The 20,043-nt window shown below is 72.9% G+C and carries 16 protein-coding genes; 5 read left to right on the top strand and 11 right to left on the bottom strand.

Features of this window, described 5'->3' with window-relative positions; all coding sequences use genetic code 11:
* Window positions 1–37 precede the first annotated feature (37 nt).
* Both xylB and xylA read right to left on the bottom strand, forming a co-directional pair.
* Window positions 38–1,465 carry a xylulokinase gene (xylB, locus tag ACZ6N8_RS23625; RefSeq protein WP_466012726.1) on the bottom strand — a complete coding sequence of 476 codons (1,428 nt, stop codon included), beginning with the start codon at window positions 1,463–1,465 and terminating at the stop codon, window positions 38–40.
* Between the two features lie 9 nt (window positions 1,466–1,474).
* Window positions 1,475–2,662 carry a xylose isomerase gene (xylA, locus tag ACZ6N8_RS23630; RefSeq protein WP_466012727.1) on the bottom strand — a complete coding sequence of 396 codons (1,188 nt, stop codon included), beginning with the start codon at window positions 2,660–2,662 and terminating at the stop codon, window positions 1,475–1,477.
* Between the two features lie 78 nt (window positions 2,663–2,740).
* On the opposite strand from xylA, the gene ACZ6N8_RS23635 reads away from it, so the two are divergent.
* The gene (locus ACZ6N8_RS23635) at window positions 2,741–3,979 is read left to right on the top strand and encodes an ROK family transcriptional regulator (RefSeq protein ID WP_466012728.1); all 1,239 of its coding nucleotides are present in this window, start codon (window positions 2,741–2,743) and stop codon (window positions 3,977–3,979) included.
* Window positions 3,980–4,104: 125 nt separating this feature from the next.
* Window positions 4,105–5,766, top strand: a complete 1,662-nt coding sequence (locus tag ACZ6N8_RS23640; protein WP_466012729.1) for a PP2C family protein-serine/threonine phosphatase — start codon at window positions 4,105–4,107, stop codon at window positions 5,764–5,766.
* Window positions 5,767–5,779: 13 nt separating this feature from the next.
* Here the strand turns inward: ACZ6N8_RS23640 and ACZ6N8_RS23645 are convergent, their stop codons facing one another.
* A complete protein-coding gene (locus ACZ6N8_RS23645) occupies window positions 5,780–6,496 on the bottom strand; it encodes a MarR family winged helix-turn-helix transcriptional regulator (protein ID WP_466012730.1) in 717 nt (238 codons plus the stop codon).
* 57 nt (window positions 6,497–6,553) lie between these two features.
* On the opposite strand from ACZ6N8_RS23645, the gene ACZ6N8_RS23650 reads away from it, so the two are divergent.
* A complete protein-coding gene (locus ACZ6N8_RS23650) occupies window positions 6,554–7,684 on the top strand; it encodes a PP2C family protein-serine/threonine phosphatase (protein ID WP_466012731.1) in 1,131 nt (376 codons plus the stop codon).
* Window positions 7,685–7,693: 9 nt separating this feature from the next.
* Here ACZ6N8_RS23650 and ACZ6N8_RS23655 read toward each other — a convergent pair whose 3' ends face one another.
* From ACZ6N8_RS23655 to ACZ6N8_RS23690, 8 genes are all read right to left on the bottom strand, one after another.
* On the bottom strand, window positions 7,694–9,178 hold the full coding sequence (locus tag ACZ6N8_RS23655) for a sugar transferase (protein WP_466012732.1): 1,485 nt from the start codon (window positions 9,176–9,178) through the stop codon (window positions 7,694–7,696).
* A 234-nt stretch (window positions 9,179–9,412) separates the two neighbouring features.
* A complete protein-coding gene (locus tag ACZ6N8_RS23660; RefSeq protein WP_466012733.1) occupies window positions 9,413–11,170 on the bottom strand; it encodes a substrate-binding domain-containing protein in 1,758 nt (585 codons plus the stop codon).
* A gap of 137 nt (window positions 11,171–11,307) precedes the next feature.
* Window positions 11,308–12,345: a lactonase family protein gene (locus tag ACZ6N8_RS23665; RefSeq protein WP_466012734.1), complete on the bottom strand. Its 1,038-nt coding sequence runs from the start codon at window positions 12,343–12,345 to the stop codon at window positions 11,308–11,310.
* Between the two features lie 133 nt (window positions 12,346–12,478).
* Window positions 12,479–13,081, bottom strand: a complete 603-nt coding sequence (locus ACZ6N8_RS23670; RefSeq protein ID WP_466012735.1) for a GTP-binding protein — start codon at window positions 13,079–13,081, stop codon at window positions 12,479–12,481.
* Window positions 13,062–13,454 carry a DUF742 domain-containing protein gene (locus tag ACZ6N8_RS23675; protein ID WP_466012753.1) on the bottom strand — a complete coding sequence of 131 codons (393 nt, stop codon included), beginning with the start codon at window positions 13,452–13,454 and terminating at the stop codon, window positions 13,062–13,064. The genes ACZ6N8_RS23670 and ACZ6N8_RS23675 overlap by 20 nt, the downstream gene beginning before the upstream one ends.
* A complete protein-coding gene (locus ACZ6N8_RS23680; protein WP_387120777.1) occupies window positions 13,441–13,863 on the bottom strand; it encodes a roadblock/LC7 domain-containing protein in 423 nt (140 codons plus the stop codon). The genes ACZ6N8_RS23675 and ACZ6N8_RS23680 overlap by 14 nt, the downstream gene beginning before the upstream one ends.
* A complete protein-coding gene (locus ACZ6N8_RS23685; RefSeq protein WP_466012736.1) occupies window positions 13,863–16,364 on the bottom strand; it encodes a sensor histidine kinase in 2,502 nt (833 codons plus the stop codon). Before ACZ6N8_RS23685 ends, ACZ6N8_RS23680 begins: the two co-directional genes overlap by 1 nt.
* Before the next feature lie 239 nt (window positions 16,365–16,603).
* Window positions 16,604–18,094, bottom strand: a complete 1,491-nt coding sequence (locus tag ACZ6N8_RS23690) for a catalase (RefSeq protein WP_466012737.1) — start codon at window positions 18,092–18,094, stop codon at window positions 16,604–16,606.
* Window positions 18,095–18,281: 187 nt separating this feature from the next.
* On the opposite strand from ACZ6N8_RS23690, the gene ACZ6N8_RS23695 reads away from it, so the two are divergent.
* Window positions 18,282–18,878 carry a hypothetical protein gene (locus ACZ6N8_RS23695; protein ID WP_364373765.1) on the top strand — a complete coding sequence of 199 codons (597 nt, stop codon included), beginning with the start codon at window positions 18,282–18,284 and terminating at the stop codon, window positions 18,876–18,878.
* An 11-nt stretch (window positions 18,879–18,889) separates the two neighbouring features.
* Entirely contained in the window at window positions 18,890–19,942 is a 1,053-nt protein-coding gene (locus ACZ6N8_RS23700; protein ID WP_466012738.1) for a hypothetical protein, read from the top strand.
* Window positions 19,943–20,043 lie beyond the last annotated feature (101 nt).

The following is a 20,043-nucleotide window of genomic DNA, read 5'->3' on the forward strand; positions in this document are numbered from 1 at the left end:
GTGCCGGCCGGCCCCCACCCGCGTCGACTCCGACAGGTCAGCGGCGGTCGAGGACCAGTCCGCTCGCTGCCGCGTACCGCTCGCGGACGGCTGGCACAGGCTCGGCCGCGTACTCCTCGGTGCCCTTGAGCTCCCACACCGGAGGCGTCGGACCGCCCAGGGCGACCCAGGCGGCCTGCCGTGCGGCACCGTCGGCGACGTACTCCCCGGCCGGCGGGACGACCACCGGGCAGCCGAAGACCTGCGGTGCGATCCGGCGGACGGCGGCGGACCGGGCGCCGCCGCCGACCAGGATGACCCGGCGGACCGTGGCACCCTGCGCGGTGAGCGCGTCCAGGCCGTCGGCGAGCGCGCAGAGCATGCCCTCCACGGCGGCCCGCGCGAGGTGCGCGGGGGTCGACGTGCGCAGGGTCAGGCCGTGCACCGCGCCGGTGGCGAGTGGACGGTTCGGCGTCCGCTCCCCCTCCAGGTACGGGACCATGACCAGCCCGTCGGCGCCGGCCGGCGCGGAGAGCGCCAGCTCGGCCAGCTCGTCCAGGCCGACGCCGAGCAACGCGGCGGCGGCGTCCAGCACGCGGGCGGCGTTGAGCGTGGCGACCAGGGGCAGGAAGCGACCGGACGCGTCGGCGAAGCCCGCCACCGCACCGCTCTCGTCGGCGGCCGGCACGTCGGCGACACTGAACACGGTGCCGGAGGTGCCGATGGAGACGATCACGTCACCCGGTACGGCGCCGACGCCGAGCGCGGCGGCCGCGTTGTCCCCGGTGCCCGCGCCGAGCAGCGCGCCGCCCGACCCACCCAGCTCGTCGGCGAGTCTGCCCGCCGACTCCGCCGGGCCGAGCACCTGGGGCACCACCAACCGCCTGCCGAAGCCCCGCTCCAGCAGGTCGAACCGGTAGTCGCCGGTGGCCGGCGACCAGTAGCTGGTGCCGCTGGCGTCACCCCTGTCGGTACGCAGCGCGTCCAACCCCGCCGCGCCGGCCAGCCGCCAGGTCAGCCAGTCGTGCGGCAGGCACACCGCCGCCACCCGGGCGGCCAGCTCCGGCTCGTGGTTGGCAAGCCACCGCAGCTTGGTGAGGGTGAAGCTGGCCACCGGCACACTTCCGGTGGCGTCCGCCCAGAACCGACGCCCGGCCGCACCGCCGCCGGCCTCCTCGATGAGGTCGGCGGCGGCGTCGGCGGACCGGGTGTCGTTCCACAGCAGCGCCGGGCGGACCACCCGGCCGTCGTCGTCAAGGCAGACCATGCCGTGCTGCTGGCCGGCGACGGAGACCGCCGCCACGTCGGCCAGCCCACCGGCCTGGTCGGCGGCGCTGCGCAGCGCCTGCCACCAGGCTTCCGGGTCGACCTCCGTGCCGTCCGGGTGCGGTGCCCGGCCCTGCCTGAGCAGGGCGCCGGTCTCCGCGTCCCGGATCACCACCTTGCAGGACTGGGTGGACGAGTCAACGCCCGCGACCAGCGGCATGGCGGGGCCTCAGCGGGCGCCGAGCAGGTGCTCGACGGCGAGCTGGTTGAGCCGGACGAAGGCGAAGCCCTTCGCGGCCACCGCGTCCACGTCGACGTCCTCGAACGCGGACCGGTCGGCCAGGAACTCCTCGTAGCCCTCGCCCTCGCCGAGCGTCGGCGTGCTCAGCTCGCCGACCTTGCTGGCGGCGAGCGCCTCGATCACCTCGGGGTCGGCGCGGAACGCCGCCGCACGCTCCTTGAGCAGCAGGTAGGTGCTCATGTTGGCCGCCGCGGAGGCCCACACGCCGTCCATGTCCTCGGTGCGGGAGGGCTTGTAGTCGAAGTGCCGCGGCCCGTCGTAGGTCGGCCCGCCGTTGGGGCCGCCGTTCTCCAGCAGGTCCACCAGGGCGAACGCGTTCATCAGGTCACCGTGGCCGAAGACCAGGTCCTGGTCGTACTTGATGCCGCGCTGGCCGTTGAGGTCCAGGTGGAACAGCTTGCCCTGCCAGAGCGCCTGGGCGATGCCGTGGGCGTAGTTGAGCCCGGCCATCTGCTCGTGGCCGACCTCCGGGTTGAGGCCGACCAGCTCCGGGTGCTCCAACTGCGAGATGAAGCCGAGCGCGTGCCCGATGGTGGGCAGCAGGATGTCGCCGCGCGGCTCGTTGGGCTTGGGCTCCAGGGCGAACCGCAGGTTGTAGCCCTTGTCGATGGAGTACTGGGTGAGCAGGTTGACGGCCTCGCGGTAGCGGTCCAGGGCGGCCTGGACGTCCTTGGCGAGGTCGTACTCGGAGCCCTCGCGGCCACCCCACATCACGAAGGTGCTCGCGCCCAGCTCGGCGGCCAGGTCGAGCTGGCGCAGGACCTTGCGCAGCGCGTACCGGCGCACGTCGCGGTCGTTGCTGGTGAAGCCGCCGTCCTTGAAGATCGGGTGGGTGAAGAGGTTCGTGGTGACCATGGGCACCACCAGGCCGGTCTCGTCGAGCGCCTTGCGGAACCGCGCGATGTGCTGGTCGCGGGTGGCGGCGTCGGCGCCGAACGGGATCAGGTCGTCGTCATGGAAGGTGATGCCGTACGCGCCCAGCTCGGCGAGCCGGTGCACCGCCTCGACCGCGTCGAGCTCGGGACGCGTCGCGTCACCGAACGGGTCGCGGGCCTGCCAGCCCACGGTCCAGAGCCCGAAGGAGAACTTGTCGGCGGGGGTGGGACGGGGTGCCATGAGCAACCTCCGGGGTGGTGGTGTCCGCTATTTGTTCAACGATTGAATTATTTGCCCGCCCTATGGCACTGTCAAGGGGTGAGCCCCACCCACGCCCCGGCCGGCGCAGTCCGTCAGGGCAGCCTGCGCGAACTCAACCTCGCCCTGGTGCTCGGCCGGATCGCCGCCGCCGACCGCCCCCCGTCCCGGGCCGACCTGGCCACCGCCACAGGCCTGACCCGCGCCACCGTCTCCGCGGTGGTCGAGGACCTGCTCGCCGGCCGGCTCGTCGACGAGGCCGAGCCCGCCCCCCGGGCCGGCGCCGGTCGACCGGCCCGCGGGCTGGTCCTGGCCGACCAGGGCCCGGCCGGGCTGGGTCTGGAGGTCAACGTCGACTACCTGACGGTCTGCGTGGTGGACCTCGCCGGGCAGGTGCGGCACCGCACCGTGCACCGGGCCGACCTGCGCCCGGTCGCGCCCGCAGACGCTCTCGCCCGCCTCGTCGAGCTGGCCGGGCAGGCCCGCGCCGACGCCGCCCGCCAGGGCCTCACCCTGGCCGGGGCGGCGCTCGCGGTGCCAGGTCTGGTGGACGACGCCGGCCTCGTCCGGCTCGCGCCGAACCTGGGCTGGCGCGACGTCGCCGTACCCGCGCTGCTGGCCGAGCACCAGGCGCTGACCGAGCAGGTGCCCGGCGTACCGGCCCTGGTGGTGGACAACGAGGCGAACCTCGCCGCCCTCGGCGAGTTGCACTCCCGGCCTCCCGGCCCGGCCAGCTTCCTGCACATCTCCGGCGAGGTCGGCATCGGCGCCGGCATCGTGCTGGACGGCGCCCTGTTCCGGGGCGTCCGGGGCTGGAGCGGCGAGATCGGACACCTGCCGGTCAACCCGCAGGGGCGTCCGTGCCGCTGCGGAGGACGGGGCTGCCTGGAGCAGTACGCCGGTCAGGAGGCGATCGTGGCCGCCGCCGGGCTGGCCCGCGCCGAGCTTCCCGCGGACACCGCGACGGCCCGGCTGGCCGAACTGGCAGACGCCGGCGACCCGGGCGCGCTGCGGGCGCTGCACGACGCCGGGACGGCGCTCGGTGTCGCGGTGGCCAGCGTGGTCAACCTGCTGGACCTGGACACCGTGGTCCTCGGCGGCGGGTACGCCCCGCTGGCACCCTGGCTGTGCCCGCCGGTGCTCGCCGAGATCGCCGGCCGGGTCCTGACCGCCGCCTGGTCACCTGTCACGGTCCGGCCGTCGACGCTCGGCCCGGAGGCGGCAGCAGTGGGAGCCGCCGGTTCGGTGGTCCGCCACATCGTCGCCCGACCCGCCGGGTGGCTCTCCCGCCCGAGCTGACCGGCGCTGGACGCTGGGCCACGGTCATCGGGCCTCGGTACGCTTGCCGACAGGCAACGAACCGCAGGCGAGGAGTCCAGGAGCAGCATGCGCACAGGTGGTCAGACGCGGGCCGGCGTCGGGCGGTGACCACGACCCGACGGGGCGGCATCACCGGTCCGGTCAGCGGCGGTGGGCGCGTCCCCCGCCGGAGGGTCGAGCAGCCGCTTCCGACCGACTCCCGACTCGCCCGCGAACTGCTCGACGGGCTCGCCGAGGCTGTGCTGACGACCGACGAGGCCGGCCGGGTCACCCTGGTCAACGCGATGGCGGCGGAACTGCTCCCGGAGATCACGGCGGGCACCGAGCTGGGCCGGTGCCCGGTGCCGGCGCTGGCCCGGGCGGTCCGGGACGACGCCGAACACTTCGACGGCGAGCACGGCGGCCGCCGGCTGCGCGGCGCACGGCGACAGCTCGCCGGCCACCGGTACGCCTGGTACATCCGGGACGTCACCGAGGAGCAGACCCGCAACGACGCCCTGCTGGCCGAGCGCGCGCGTACCGCGTTCCTCGCCCAGGCCGGCAGTCGACTCGGATCGTCCCTGCACCGGGACCAGACGCTGCGGGCCGTCACCACCCTCGCCGTCCCCTTTCTGGCCGACGCCGCGGTGGCGCTGCACCGGCCGTCCACGCCCACCGACCCGCACCTGCGCTGTGTCCGGTACGCCGACGGTGAGCCCTCTCCGAGCGCGGGGCTCGCCGGGGTGGAGCTGACCGGCACCGTCCCCGGGCTGGCCGAGGCGCTGGCCGGCCAGCTCACCGAGCCGAGCCCCTGGCTGGACGCCGACCTCGCCGACCTGGCCTCCGTGCTGCCGCCCGGGTTCGGCCGACCCGGCACCGTGCTGGTGAGCCCGATGCGCGCCGCCGGCGGCCCGGCCGGAGCCCTGCTGCTGATCCGCCAGACCGGGCGAGCGGGCTTCGACAGGCGCGACATCGACCTGGCGCGCGAGTTCGCCGCCCGGGCCGGCGCCGCGCTGGCCACCGCCGAGCTGTACGGCGAACAGGCCCACCTGGCCCGGGTGCTGCAGACCAGCCTGCTGCCACCGGAGCTGCCCACGGTGCCCGGGTTGCGCCTGGCCGGCGGTTACCGGGCCGCCGGCGACACCCTGCGCATCGGCGGCGACTTCTACGAGGTCTTCTTGCATCGCGGCGGCGCCCTGTTCGCCCTCGGCGACGTGTCCGGCAAGGGCGTCGGCGCGGCAGTGCTGACGGGCCGGGTCCGCCAGTCGTTGCAGACACTGCGGCTGGTCGAGCAGCGCCCGCTGGAGCTGATCCAGCTGCTCAACCGGGCGTTGTTCGACGCACCCGACGCGGCGCGGCGCAGCCAGCTCACCACCCTGCTGCTCGGCTCCCTGGAACGGGGGCCGGCCGGCGTGGACGTCCGGATCGCCGGTGGGGGGCACCCGGCGCCGCTGGTTGTCACGCCCGCCGGCACGGTCACCCCGGTGCCGGTCGGCGGGATGCCGGTGGGGGCGCTGCCCGCACCCCGGTTCGCCGAGGCCCGGGTCCACCTCGACCCGGGCGACCTGCTGCTGGCGTACACCGACGGGGTGACCGAGGCTCGGGGCGGCCGGGGAGACGCGGAGATGTTCGGTGCCGAGCGGTTGCGTGCCGCACTCGCCTCGGCGGCCGGCCTGCCGCCGACCGCGCTTGTCGACCGGCTGCTCCAGTTGGTGGACGAGTGGTCGGACGGGCGAGCCCACGACGACATCGCGATGCTGGCCGTGTGCGCGGCGGCACCGGCCTGACCGGCGACGCGGCTCAGGCGGTCCGGGCCACCGGTGGCTCGCCGGTGGGCCACTCCCGGTGGCCGTCGACCGTCCGCTCCGGCCCGCCCGTCCACGTTCCGCGGGTCTGCCGGTCCGCATCGCCCGACCGGTCCCCCGCCCGGCCGGTGGGCCGGTCCGGGTCGTCCGGCCAGTCCGCCCGGCCGGTGGGCCGGTCCGGGTCCTCCGGCCAGTCCGCCCCCCGGCCGGTGGGCCGGTCCGGGTCCTCCGGTCCGCCCGGCCCCGGCACGACCTGGGCCTGCTGCCGGCGAGCGGTCTCGTCGAATTCGCTCATCCCGCGTAGGAGCGCGTCGCGACCCTCCGGGCTCATCGCGGCCAGCACGGTGGCGAGCCGCGCCTGACGGTCGGCGCGCAGCTCGGCGAGGAGCCGGCGGGCGTCCCGGGTGAGGTGCAGGGAGATCTCCCGCCTGTCGAAGCGGCCGGGCTCCCGCTCCAGCATGCCGGCGGCGACCAACCGGTCACAGAGCCGGCTGGCGGAGCTGAGCAGCATGTCGAGCCGGTTGGCCAGACGACGCAGGTTGATACCGTCGGACTGCTCGACCACCATCACAGCCCGTAACTGGGCTCCGGAGAGTCGGTTGGTGGTCTCCTCCCGGGCGGATTCCCACACACCCAACAGGGAGGTCGCCACCGCATCCAACGCGGCAGCCATACTCGTCTCGGGGTCCGACGGACCGTTCAGTTCGGCCATGGTGGCCGAGAGTACTCCGAAGCCACAGGTGGTCGAGCTTTGAGCGAGGGAGTGGTGATGAGCGAACCGGTCAATCAGGCACGACGTGCCCTGAACGAGACACCGGCCGACCGGTTGGTCGGTGGTGTCGCGACCGTTCTCGCCCGGTCGTACGGGATCACCGACGTCGAGCTCTACCAGGTCGACTACCGGCTCTCACACCTGCTGCCCCTCACCGAGGGTGACCCCATCACGGGCCCTGGACATCCCGCCTGGCGCTCGTTCGACCACCAGTCGCCGCTGCTCGTCGACGGCACGGGCTGGTTCCCGGTAAGCATGCGCGGTGAGCGACGGGGAGTGCTGCGGCTCGCGCCGGTCCCGGACGACCCGACAGTCCTCGGCGAGCTGGACGAGATCGCCACCGCGCTGGCCCACGAGCTGGCCGCCGTCTCCGCCGGCACCGACGTCTACAGCGCGGCACGGCGCAGCCAGCGACTCACCCTGGCCGCGGAGATGCAGTGGGACCTGCTGCCCGGCCGCAGCCGGATCCGGCCGTCGTTCAGCCTGGCCGGCCAACTCGAACCGGCGTACGCGGTGCGCGGCGACAGCTTCGACTGGTCCGACGACGGGCAGCGGCTGTGGTTGTCGACGGTCAACGGCAGCGGCGAGGGTGTCGCGGCGTCGCTGCTCACCTCACTTGCCACCCACGCCCTGCGCAACGCCCGCCGGGCCGGGCTGAGCCTGGCCGACCAGGCCGCCCTCGCCGACCAGGCGCTCTACGACCTGTACCGGGGCGAGCAGCACCTCTCCGCGCTGCTGATGGAGCTGGACCTGCGCTCCGGGGTGATGACAGTGGTCGACGCCGGCTCCCCCCGACTGGTCCTGCTCCGCAACGGCGAGGTCACCGAGCAGCCGCTGGAGGCGCAGTTCCCGCTTGGCATGTTCGAGGCGACGGACTACCACGAGCAGACGTTCACGCTTGAGCGCGGCGACCGGCTCTTCGTGGTCAGCGACGGGGTCCTGGAGGCCACCGGGCAGGACGTCCGCTACGGCGAGACGGCGCTTGACCGGTTCCTGCGCAGGACCGGCCCGATGGAGCCGCTGGACGCCGTCCGGTCGCTGATCGGCGACCTGCGGGCGTTCGTGGCCGGCGACCTGGTCGACGACGCGGTGGTGGTCTGCCTGGACTGGACCGGGCCGCAGGCCTGACCGACGCCGTCAGTACGCGCCGCGGCTGTTCACCACCGCGCCGAAGGTCTTCCACAGGATGGTCAGGTCGGCGGCGAGGGACCAGTTCTCCACGTAGTAGAGGTCGAGCCGGATGCCGTCCTCCCAGCTCAGGTCGGACCGGCCGCTGACCTGCCACAGGCCTGTCATGCCGGGTTTGACAAGCAACCGTCGCGCCACGTCGCCGTCGTAGCGGGCCACCTCCGAGGGCAGCGGCGGGCGCGGCCCGACCAGGCTCATCTGCCCCAGCAGCACGTTCGCCAGTTGCGGCAGCTCGTCCAGGGACCACTTGCGCAGCAGCCGGCCGACCCGGGTGACGCGAGGGTCGTCGCGCATCTTGAACATCAGACCGTCGGTCTCGTTGCGGGCGGTCAGCTCGGCGAGCAGCGCGTCGGCGTTCACCACCATGGTGCGGAACTTGAGAACCCCGAACTCCTGCCCACCCCGACCGACCCGGACCTGGCGGAACAGCACCGGACCCCGGCTGTCCACCTTGATGGCCAACGCGATGAACACGATCAGCGGCAGCAGCAGCGCGAGCGCCAGTGACGACACCGACCTGTCGACGAAGCCCTTGACCAGCTTGCGCGCGCCCCGGAACTCGGGCGCCTCGACGTGGATCAGCGGCAGCCCGGCGACCGGCCGGGTGTGGATGCGGGGGCCGGCAACGTCGGTGAGCGCGGGCGCCACGACCAGGTCGACGCCCGTCCCCTCCAACTGCCAGCCGAGGCGGCGCAGCCGCGCCGCCGTCAGCTCACCGGAGGCGGTGACCGCAACGGTGTCCGCCCCGATCGCGGTGGCGGCCTCCGGGATGCCCCGGAACGATCCCACCACCGGTACGTCACCGAGACGCTGCGCCACAGGCGCGAGCAGAGCATCGGGGATGCACGCCCCGACCACCTGGTAGCCGGCGTACGGTTCCCGGCGCAGCGTGTGCACCAGCTCCAACACGTGCGCGGTGTCACCGACCACGAGCACCTTGCGGGACCAGCCTGCACCACGGGAACGGGCCCGGTGCAGGCGCTTGCGGGCGGCGAAGCGACTCACCTCGAGCCCTACCGTCCCCACCGCGAAGGAGATGCCGAGGAAGCCTCGGGAGACGCCGACGTCGGCGATGTACCCGGCGATGGCGATCGCCCCGGCCAGCCGCAGGCTGGCGGAACTGACCCGGCGGTACTCGTCCGCGCCGTAGCCGACCACCCGGTCGTCGTAGCAGCCCAACGCCTTCAGCGAGAGCAACCAGGCCAGCACCAGACCCGGGGCCACCAGCACGTACGGGATCTTCGAGCCGCTCGGCTCCTCGTCACCGAAGCGGGCGACGTACCCGACGAGCAGCGCGATGATCAGGATGGTGGTGTCCAGCACCACGAGGACCCGGACGTACGAGCGTTCGTCGGCGCGCGCCACCAGGCCACGCGGGCGGGCCTCCGGCGTCGCCGACGTGCTCGACGGGGTCAACAGTGTCGCCGCGCTCACCGGCCCTCCCACTCTGCTCAGGACGGCCCCGGCCGACAGGGCCGACCGGAGGCGGACCGACGATGCCGGAACACCTCGACATCGTGCCCCGACAACTATGACTGCCGATTGCTTCGGACGTATTGCCGTCACTTTTCTTCACCGCCGGAGCCCCGAATCTTCACCGCCCAGCAGCAAAAAGGGCCCGTCGTACCGAATGGTGGTACGACGGGCCCTTCTGGGCTGTGCGTCGGATCAGCGCGGCGCCGGGGGGCGCCGGGCGATGGCGCTGAGGAAGATGCTGCCGATCTCGCTCGGGTCCTTCGTGACGAAGACGTCGCCACCTGTCACCTTGGTGATCGACTCCAGCTCGGCCTTGCTGACGCCCTCGCCGATACCGATCATGATGACCTGGACCGGCCGCTCCGGATCGGCGATCCGCTTCAGCTCGGCGAGCAGCTGCCCCTGGGAGATGCCGTTGCTGTCCTCGTTCTCGCCGTCGGTGAACAGCACTATCGAGTTGACCCGGCCGGGCTGCCAGTCCTCCTGCACCGCCTTGTACGCCGCCAGGGTGGTGTCGTACAGGCCGGTGTCGCCGCTGGAGGGCTTGATGGTGGCGAGCGCCCCCTCCAGCTGGGCCCGCTGACCGGAGAGCGGACCGATGCCGACCAGCTCCTTGTAGTCCCGGTTGCCTACCAGCTTCGTGGAGAAGGTCCACAGGCCGATCGACCAGGAGTCGTCGAAGAGGCCGAGACCGCGACGCGCCGCGTCCACGGTGACCTCCTCCCGGCTCCGGTTGTTGGCGCTGGGCACCGCTGCCTTCATCGAGCCGGAGACGTCGATGACGGCGAGCATCCGACCGGACTGGGTGGCGATCGACCAACTGGAGACGACACGCTGTATGGCGGCCGGGTCCAGGCCGCCCGCGGCGGTGCCGCCGTTCGCCGGCGCGGTCGGTGCGCCACCTGACGGACTGGGCGCGCCCTGCGGCGCCTTGAAGCCCTTGCCCCAGTTGCCGTCCGGCCCGCGCAGCGACTGCGCCGCCAGCCGGTCGCGGAAGCTGGGGCTGGTGAGCAGCTCGAACAGCACCCGGGCCGCGGAGGCCTTGCTCGGCTCGATGCCGGGCAGCACCGCGTACGGGTAGTCCAGTGGCATCGGCGCCGGCTCCATGTAGAGCGCGGCGAGCGGCACCGGCGGCTTCTTGCTGTTGTACGCGATCACGTCTTCCTCGGAGAGCGCCGCCGCGCCGAGGCCGCTGGCGATCGACGTCGGGTCGTTCGAGGTCGGGAAGCGGGCCAGCAGGTCGTTGCGGAGCGAGGAACGCCCGGTGGCCAGTGCCCGCAACGCGCCGACTGTCTTGCGCTGGGCGTCGCCGCCGGCGGCGCTGGCGGCCGCGGTCAGCGAGAGCAGACCGGACAGGCCGGCCGCGTCGCGGGTCGGCTCGACGATGCCGGTACGCAGCGGAGCGCCCGTGTTGTTGACCTGGTTGAGCAGGTCAGTCCAGTTGAACTTCTTGCTGGGCCAGCCCAGCCGGGTGGCGATCGGCTGCGGCATCGCCACGACGATCGGGCTGCGGGCGATGGACGCGCCGTTCGTCGGCGCGAAGGCGCTCGCCTCCTTCTTCAACCTCAGCAGCCAGGTCGAGGAGTCCGGCACCCAGACGTCCGGGCTGACGGCGGTGCCACTGGCCTGCCCCACGCCGGCGAGTACGGCGCCGTGCTTGGCCGCCACCACCGCTGCCACGTCGACCGGGTCGGACGCGGACACGTCCACCCGGATGCAGGTGGGGCCCACCGCCGCGCCGTCCTTGACCCACTGCGACGCGGCGGCGTCCACAGCTGGCGCGAGTTCGGAGGCGACCGCCACGGCGAGCCTGATCTCGCCCGAGCAGCTGGGCTGGATCAGCTCCCGATAGCCGAACCAGACGCCGGTCGTGACGACGAGCACCGTCGCCGTCGCGGCGGCGGCTGCTAGATGGAGTTTCGAACGCATGCGATGGCGGCCTGCTGACACGGTGACCATCTTGCGTACAACGTGCCGTCCGTGCCACAACCGTTCGGACTAAAGTTACGCAGGAGAGACAGTTGATCGCTGATTAACGACTCAGCGTGATGACGCGGCGTCGGGGTGTTGCCAAACCGGCATAACGTTCACGGCAGAACGCACGTCGGGCTCGGCACCGGCACCGGTTCGCCGACCGGCTCCGGGACACCCGTGTCGGCGTCAAGCCGGAAGATGCGCACCATGTCCGCCCGCTCGTCGGCCACGTACAGATGCTCCCCGATGAGCGCGAAGTGCCGGGGCCACTCGCCGTCGGTGTCCACCTCCGCCACCAACTCGGGCGACTCCCCCGCGAGGGCGAAGACGGCGATCGTGCCCACCCCCCGGTTGGCGACGTAGAGGAAACGCCCGTCCGGGCCGACGGCGACCTCCGACGGCTGCACGTGACCCGAGCGCTCGCTCGCCTCCACCCGCGCCCGCTGGTGCAACGCGCCGTCGTCGCTCAGCTCGTACGCGGTGACCGAGGCGTCCAGCTCACCGACGAGGTAGCACCGCCTGCCGTCCGGGTGCCGGGCCAGGTGCCGGGGGCCGGTGCCGGGCGCCGTGCGTACCCGGGGCGCGCGGGGCACCAACCGCCCGGTCGCGGCGTCCAGGTCGTACCGGTAGACCGAGTCGGTGCCGAGGTCGACCGCGAGCAGCGGCCCCCGGCCCGGGCCCGGCGAGACCATGTGGGTGTGCGCCTGTTCCTGACGTTCCGGGTCCGGGCCGTGCCCCTCGTGCACCACCAGGTCGCTGCGCTCGCCCGGCACGCCCTGCGCGTCGAGCGGGAAGACCGCGATGCTGCCGCCCCCGTAGTTGGCGGCCACCAGGTGACCACCGTCGGGGAGCACCGCCAGGTGACAGGGCTCGGCGCCTCCGGTCGGCCGGCTGCCGAGCGGGTCCAACGCGCCGTCCGCGCCGACCCGCCAGGCGCTGACCTCGCCGTCCTTGAGCTCGTTGACCGCGTAGAGGACGGGCTGGGTGGGGTGCCGCGCCAGGAAGGAGGGGGACGGGGTGACCGCCACCGTGCCGAGCGGGGTCAGCTCCCCGGTGACCGGGTCGCGGCGGGCCGCGACGATGCCGCTGCCCCGTCCGCCACTCTGCGCGGTGTAGCCCCCGATGTGGACGACCTCGTTCTGCGCACTCACGTCTCGCCTCTCCGCCGGCTTCCTGCGTCGATCCAACCAGAGGCTGCCCGCGAATCCCGCGCGTTAACCGCTTTGCGGCACCCGGATCGGCGGCGACGTCCCGTCGACGCCGAGCCGGGTCGACGCGCGCGACTCAGGCGGTCGGCACCGGCTCCCCACGCTGCCGGGCCACGTGCTCCACCAGAGAGATCAACACCATCTTGCCGGACTGCCGGTCCCGGGCGTCGCAGAGCACCATCGGCACGTCCGGGTCCAGGTCGAGCGCCCGGCGTACGGTCTCCAGGTTGAACCGGCGGGCGTCGTCGAAGCAGTTCACGCCCACCACGAAGGGGATGCCCCGCTGCTCGAAGTAGTCGATGGAGGGGAAGCAGTCGGCCAGCCGCCGGGTGTCGGCGAGCACGACCGCGCCGAGCGCTCCGAAGGCCAGCTCGTCCCAGAGGAACCAGAACCGGTCCTGGCCCGGGGTACCGAACAGGTACACCTGAAGGTCATCGTTGATGGTGATCCGGCCGAAGTCCATCGCCACTGTGGTGGTCGACTTCCCCTCCACACCGGAGATGTCGTCAGTGCCGATCCCCGCCCCGGTCAGCACCTCCTCGGTCTGCAACGGGCGGACCTCGCTCAAGGCGCTGACCAGCGTCGTCTTGCCGGCCCCGAAGCCGCCGGCGATGAGGATCTTCAGCGCCAACGGGATGGTGACGTCGGATTCCGCCTGGTCATAGTGCACGCAGTCCACTGACCACCGCCTTGAGAATGTCGTCGTCGGGAAGGTTGCCGGTCGCCGGCGGCTCGTGCACCGCGACCAGGCCCTGGGCGAGGAGGTCACCGAGCAGCACCCGGACGACCCCGACCGCGAGATCCAGCTCGACCGCCAATTCGGCCACCGACACCGGCTGGCGGGCCAGCGCGACAAGCCGCCGATGCTCCGGGAGCAGCAGGGGGTGGACCGTCGGGTCGAGGTCCGCGCCGGCCAGCACGAACGCGACAAGGTCGAATCCGTCGGCCGCGGACCGCACCCGGCCGCCGGTGATGATGTACGGACGCGCCACCGGCCCGGCGTCGCCATCCAGCCACTCGTGCTGGGGCCCGGGCGGCTCAGCCCACGTCACCGTCACCCGCCGACGGTCGGGCCGGCGCGGTGAGGTTCTCTCCCACCCGGATGACGAGCATCGCCATCTCGTAGGCGACCAGGCCGATGTCCGCGTCTGCGTCACTCACCACGGCCAGGCAGGTGCCCTGCCCGGCGGCGGTGACGAAGAGGTACGCCGACTCCATCTCCACGACGGTCTGCCGGACCGGACCACCGTCGACGTGCCGGCTGGCACCCCTTGCCAGGCTGGAGAACCCGGCGGCGAGGGCGCAGAGGTGTTCGGCGTCGGAGCGTTCCAGCTCGGCCGAGGAGCCGAGCAGCAGCCCGTCCGCCGAGAGCACCACGGCCTCCCGGGCGGCCGGGACCCGTTCCACCAACTCGTCGAGCAGCCAGTCGAGGCTGGCGCTCTGCTTCGTCGAATGCGGCACTAGGCGTCCCTCTCAGTCGCGGTAGGGGATTCGGGGGCGGGCGTCGGGGAGGCCACGGGTGCGGCGGCCTCCTGCCCGGCGGCCGTCCCCGGGGTCGGATCGGCGCTGACCCGGCTGATCGGATCTGCGCTGACCCGTTCGGTGGGGTTCACCCGGTCGGCCGGGGCCGCCGGGGCGGTGGGGTTCGTCGCGACGGTGGGCGTGTCCACACCCGACGTCGTCGGCGCGGGAGCCGGGGTGACGACCGTGGCGCGCCCCCGGGCCGTGCCGGCCTGGAGGGCCGCCATCACCTGGCGTACCTCCTCGGGCGAGCGGGGCGACGGGGTGTCGGTGACTGTCGAGCGCGGTCGGGTCGCGGGGGTCTGCCGGCGGACCCGCCGGGGCAGGCCGTCCAGCTCGTCACCGGCCGGCGGGGACGCCTCCCCGTCGCGCGGCCCGCGCGCCGGGCGAGCGGGTACGGCGGCGGGCGCGGGACCGGCCGCCGGGGCGTCGGCGGTGACCGTCCGGCCACGGGCGGCCCGGGGGCGCGGAACGCCACCGCGACGGGCGCTGCGGGCCAGCCGTCGGTCCGCGCCGGCCGGCTCGGCGCCCAGCGTGGCCGGGTCGGGACCGGCAGGCGGCTCGCTGGTGATCAGGTCGGCGGGGAGCAGCACCACAGCCGTCACCCCGCCGTCCCCGCACGGGCGCAGGCTCACCCGGACCCCGTGCCGGGCAGCCAGTCGGGCCACCACGAAGAGGCCGAGTCGGGCGCTCTGCGCCGGGTCGAACTCGGGCGAGCTGGCCAGCCGGGTGTTGGCGCTCTCCAGCGCCGCGGCGGACATCCCCAGCCCCCGGTCGGTGATCTCCAGGGCGTACCCGTTGGACACCTGCTCCCCCGCGACGGTGACCCGGGTGTCCGGCGGAGAGAACGCGGTCGCGTTCTCGATCAGCTCGGCGAGCAGGTGGATGACGTCGCCGACGGCCCGGCCCAGCACACCGGCCGGCTGTACGGCGGTGATGTCCACCCGGTCGTACGCCTCGACCTCGGAGGTGGCGCCCCGGATCAGGTCGACCATCGCGACCGGGTTGCGCCACCCCCGACCGGGCGCGGAGCCGGCGAGGATCACCAGGTCCTCGGCGTGCCGCCGGAGTCGGGTCGCCAGGTGGTCCACCTGGAAGAGCTGGGCCAGCTCGTCCGGGTCCTCGGCGCGGCGCTCCATCCGGTCCAGCAGGTGCAGCTGTCGGTGCACCAGGCTCTGGCTGCGGCGGGCGATGTTGAGGAAGACCTCGTTGAGCCCGCGCCGCAGAGCGACCTCGTCCACCGCGGCCTGCACCGCCGTTCGCTGCACCTCGGTGAAGGCCCGCCCGACCTCGCCGATCTCGTCGTTGCCGTACTCCAGTGGGGGCGCCTCCCGGGCCACGTCCACCTGCTCGCCGCGGCGCAGCCGGGCCACGACGTCCGGCAACCGGTGCTCGGCCAGCTCCAGCGCGGCGGTGCGGACCCCGCTGAGGCGGCGGACCAGCGTGCGACCGACCCGTACGGCCACCAGCACCGAGACCACCACCGCGGCGAGTCCGAGCACACCGGCGGCGGCCAGCCGGACCAGGATCCGGACCGCCATCGGCACCGAGCGGTCGGTGAGGCGGTCCGCCTCGGACAGCTCGAAGTCCCGTAGCTGCTGCTGTACGGCGTCGTGGCTCTCCTGCCACGATGCCGCGTCGACAGGTGGCCGGCCGGTCCGGTTGGCCGCGATCAACGCCTCCTGCATGGCGCGCAGGCTGGTGAACGCCCGGCTCTCGGTCAGCCGCTGGTACGCGACGCGCCCGGCCTCGGGCAGGTCGGCCACCGCGCTCTCGGTGAGCCACCGCTGGTTGCCGATGGCCTGCACGAGCTGGGCGTGCTCGCCCTGGGCGAACCGGCCGGCGGTCAGCACGCCGGCCAGCATGGCGTCGGTCTGGCCGAGCAGTTCCCGGGACCGGCCCAGCGCGGTGAGCGCCAGTGCCTGCCGGTTGATGTCGGGGTCGGTCAGGTTGGCCATCGCGGCGAACGCCTGGAAGGCCGCCGAGACCATGCCGCTGTAGAGGCCGATCGCGCCGGGCCGGTCCATCATCCGGTCGTCGATGAAGTCCCGGCCGCTCGGCAGTGCCGCCAGGGCGGTGAGCAGCCGGTCGACGCGGTCCTCCAGCAGGTCGTCGGCGGCGTCGCGCAGTGCCTCCCCGTCGACCCGGCGACGCAGCTCGGCGACCGCCCGGTCGGTGCGCTGACGCTGCTCGACCAGGGCCGGCAGGTCGGTGGTGCCGGCGAGCTGCACCACCGAGAGTCGGCGTTCACGCTGCAGTTCGGTGACCACTGCCTCGCCGGGTCGGCCGAGGTCGTACAGCAGGGTGCGGGCGGAGAGCAGATTCAGGGCGGGGCCGAAGGTCAACGTCGTCGCGAAGATCCACAGGGCCAGCAGCGCGGTCACCGGCGCGACCACGAGTGCGGTCAGCTTCGAGCGGATCGGCCAGTCGCGGGTTCTCATCAGACCTCGCCCGTAAGGGGTGGCAGGAGGGGCGCCGGCACCGCCGGGCAACGCACCGGCCGGCTGCGCCCGGCGGCGACGCCGGACACCGGCGCGGGCGCCTTGGGCAGGATACGTAATGACAGCCCTTTGCACTACCGCCCGTCGCGCCGAGATCGACGCTCCGACATTCGGTGGGTCGAGAATGGCCGAACGCCCCGCCGGTGGCCGGCGGGGCGCTCGTCGTGGTGCGGGACGGGTCAGGCGTCGTCGGCGATGCCGAGCCCCTCGGCGACCCGGCGGCCGTAGCTCTCGTCGCACTGGCTCAAGTGCCAGACCATCTTCTCCTGGATGTGCTTGTCGCACTGGCCCAGCAGGTTGGTCATGTTCTTCACCAGGTCGTCGCGCTCCCACTCGGGCATGGTGCGGAACCGCTCGCCGGCCTGGCCGTAGTTGTTCTGCCGCTCGATCGGCGCCCGCATGACCTGACCCGAGACGAACGGGCGGTACTCCCGGTACGAGTCGTCGGCCTCCTGGAGACCGGCCACAGAGGACGGCTCGAAGTTGATGTGCGGGTTACCGCCCCGGTTGTCCACCCCGTACGACATCTGACCGCCGTCCTGGTTGGTGTTCACCTGGACGTCGGAGCGCGGCGCGTTGATCGGCAGCTGGAGGTAGTTCGGACCGACCCGGTAGCGCTGCGTGTCGGAGTAGGAGAACGTGCGCCCGACGAGCATCTTGTCGTCGGAGAAGTCCAGGCCGTCGACGAGCACACCGGTGCCGAAGGCGATCTGCTCGTTCTCGTTGTGGAAGTTGGTGACGTTGCGGTTGAGCGTCATCATGCCGACCGGGCGCAGCGCGAAGACGTCCTCCGGCCAGGTCTTGGTGTCGTCGAGGGGGTCGAAGTCCAGCTCGGGGTGCTCGTCGTCGCTCATGATCTGGACGTTGAGCTCCCACTGCGGGTACTCGCCGCGCTCGATGGCCTCGTACAGGTCCTTGGAGGCGTGGCCCAGCTCGCCCGCCTGGATGGCGGCGGCCTGCTCCTCGGTCAGCGACTCGATGCCCTGCTGCGACTTCCAGTGGTACTTGACAAGCACACCCTCGCCTGCCGCGTTGACCATGCGGTAGGTGTTCACCCCGAAACCGTCCTGGGTCCGGTAGTTGGCCGGGATGCCGCGCGGGCTGAACAGCCAGGTCAGCATGTGCATCGACTCGGGCGTGTTGGACATGAAGTCGAAGATCCGGTTGGGCTCCTGGCGGAACGTGACCGGGTCCGGCTTCAGCGAGTGGATCACGTCGGGGAACTTGATCGCGTCCCTGATGAAGAAGACCGGCAGGTTGTTGCCGACCAGGTCCCAGTTGCCGTCCTCGGTGCGGAACTTCACCGCGAAGCCGCGCGGGTCGCGGGTCGCCTCGGAGGAGTCCCGACCGCCGATGACCGTGGAGAACCGCAGGCTCACAGGCGTCTTCTTGCCCCGGGTCTGGAAGAGCTTGGCGCGGGTGTACGTCGAGGCCGGCTCGTCGCCGATCGTCCCGTACGCCTCGAACTCGCCGTGCGCGACGAATCCGCGCGCGTGCACCACCCGCTCCGGGATGCGCTCCCGGTCGAAGTGGCTGATCTTCTCGAGGAAGTGGTAGTTCTCCAGCGTCGCGGGACCGCGTGACCCCACCGTCCGCTGCTGCTGGTTGTTGTGCACGGGGTGACCCTGCCGGGTGGTGAGGGTCGGCTTGCCGGCCGTTGACTCGCTCATCGCCCCACCCAAGCGCGCTTTCTGGAATGAGTCAAGTTTTTGCCCGCCGCAGGGACGTGGGCCACGTCGGCAAGGGGACGGCACGGGCGTTATCCGGACAGCGGACACAGCGCGGCAAGGAAAGTGTCCCGGATCGGGATTGGCGATCAGTGCGCCGAGGGAATACCAGGTGACGAAGGAGGAGCCCATGTCGTCCACGCAGATAATCGTCATCGTGCTCGTCGTGCTGGTGGTCGTCGCGGCGCTGGCCGTGGCCGTCCGGTCGCTTGGTCGCCGCCGCGCGCTGCGCGACCGTTTCGGACCGGAGTACGACCGGGTGGTGGCCGAGCAGGACAGCCGGTCCGCCGCGGAGCGCGAACTGCGCGACCGGGAACGCCGGCACGCCGAGCTCACGCTCACCCCACTCACCCCCGAGTCCCGGGCCCGGTACGCCGAGGCCTGGGAGGAACTCCAGGTCCGCTTCATCGACTCCCCGGGCGAGACCGTTGGCGACGCCGATGAGCTGGTCACCCGACTCATCGAGGAGCAGGGCTACCCCACCGGGGACTTCTCCGACCAGATCGCCCACCTCTCCGTCGAGCACGCCCGCACCCTCACCAACTACCGGGACGCGCACGAGATCCACCTGCGCAACTCACGGGGTGAGGCGAGCACCGAGGAGCTGCGCCAGGCGGTGGTGCACTACCGGGCGCTCTTCACCGACCTGCTCGGTACGGAGCCGGCAGGTCACCACACGCCCGAACAGCGCCACCCGGACACCCCGCACGACGCCACGAGCCGTTGAGGAGGCCACCGATGCGCCAGGAAGAGCAGCAGGTGAGCAACGACCACCCGGAGGCCGTGCGGTCCGCGCCGGTTCCGGTACCACCATCAGGTGACCGTGCCAGCCACGCCGATCTGCCCGAGGACGCTCTGGACGAGCGGGGCACCTTCGACGAGTCGGCCGGCGGTCACGAGCGGGCCGACGACATCGAACGGGACACCCTGAACGACCACGAGCGGGCCGACGGCACCGAGCGGGACACCCTGGACGACCGCGACGACGAGCGGGCCGACGACACCGACCTGCGCGACCGGCGGGACGACCGGGCCAACGACGAGGGCGGCTTCCACGAGCCGGGGCCGCTGCCCACCGCTTTCGGCGCCACCACTGTGGCTGACGCGGTGGCCGCGTCCGCGCTGGCCAGCCCTCGTCCGCAGGACCAGCCGGACCCGCGGGCCGAGCGGACCGCCGAGCCGGGCGACGGCGCCGAGGACGGCGAGCGTGAGGGCCTGCGGGCCGACCCGACCGCCGAGCTGCACCGCCGCGACGTCGACGTGGACGACACCGATGTCGACCGCACCGACCACGACGTCGACCGGACCGACGTGGACGACACCGACGTCGACCGCACCGACGCCTACCGCGCCGATGTCGACCGGGTCGACGCGGCCACGGCGGGCGCGGCCGGCTACGGCAGCGCGGCGCCGGAGATGGTCGACCCGGACGCCGACGCCGAGCCGGTCACCACCGACGACACCAGCACCTCGCTGGAGTCGGCCGGGACGTCGCGGCCCGTCGGTTCGACGGTCGCGGCCGAGCCGGCGACCCTCCTCGACGCGGACTCCGCGCAGGGCTTCCGGGACCGCTGGCGCGACGTGCAGCTGCGTTTCGTCGACGATCCGCACGCGGCGGCCGGCGAGGCGCAGGCGCTTGTGGAGGAGGCCATCCAGGCTCTCTCCTCGGCGCTGGCGGCGCAGAAGACCACGCTGGGAGGCTGGCAGGACGCCGGCTCGGCGGACACCGAGCAGCTGCGGATGGCGGTCCGCAACTACCGCGACTTCCTGGACCGGGTCCTGGGTCGCTGAGTCACGGACGACAACCGAGCGCCCCCGCCGCAACGGCGGGGGCGCTCCTTGCTGTTGACCCGACGTGAACGCCCGAGACGGACCGGAACACACCAGAGAGG

Source organism: Micromonospora sp. NPDC047521 (assembly GCF_055587305.1).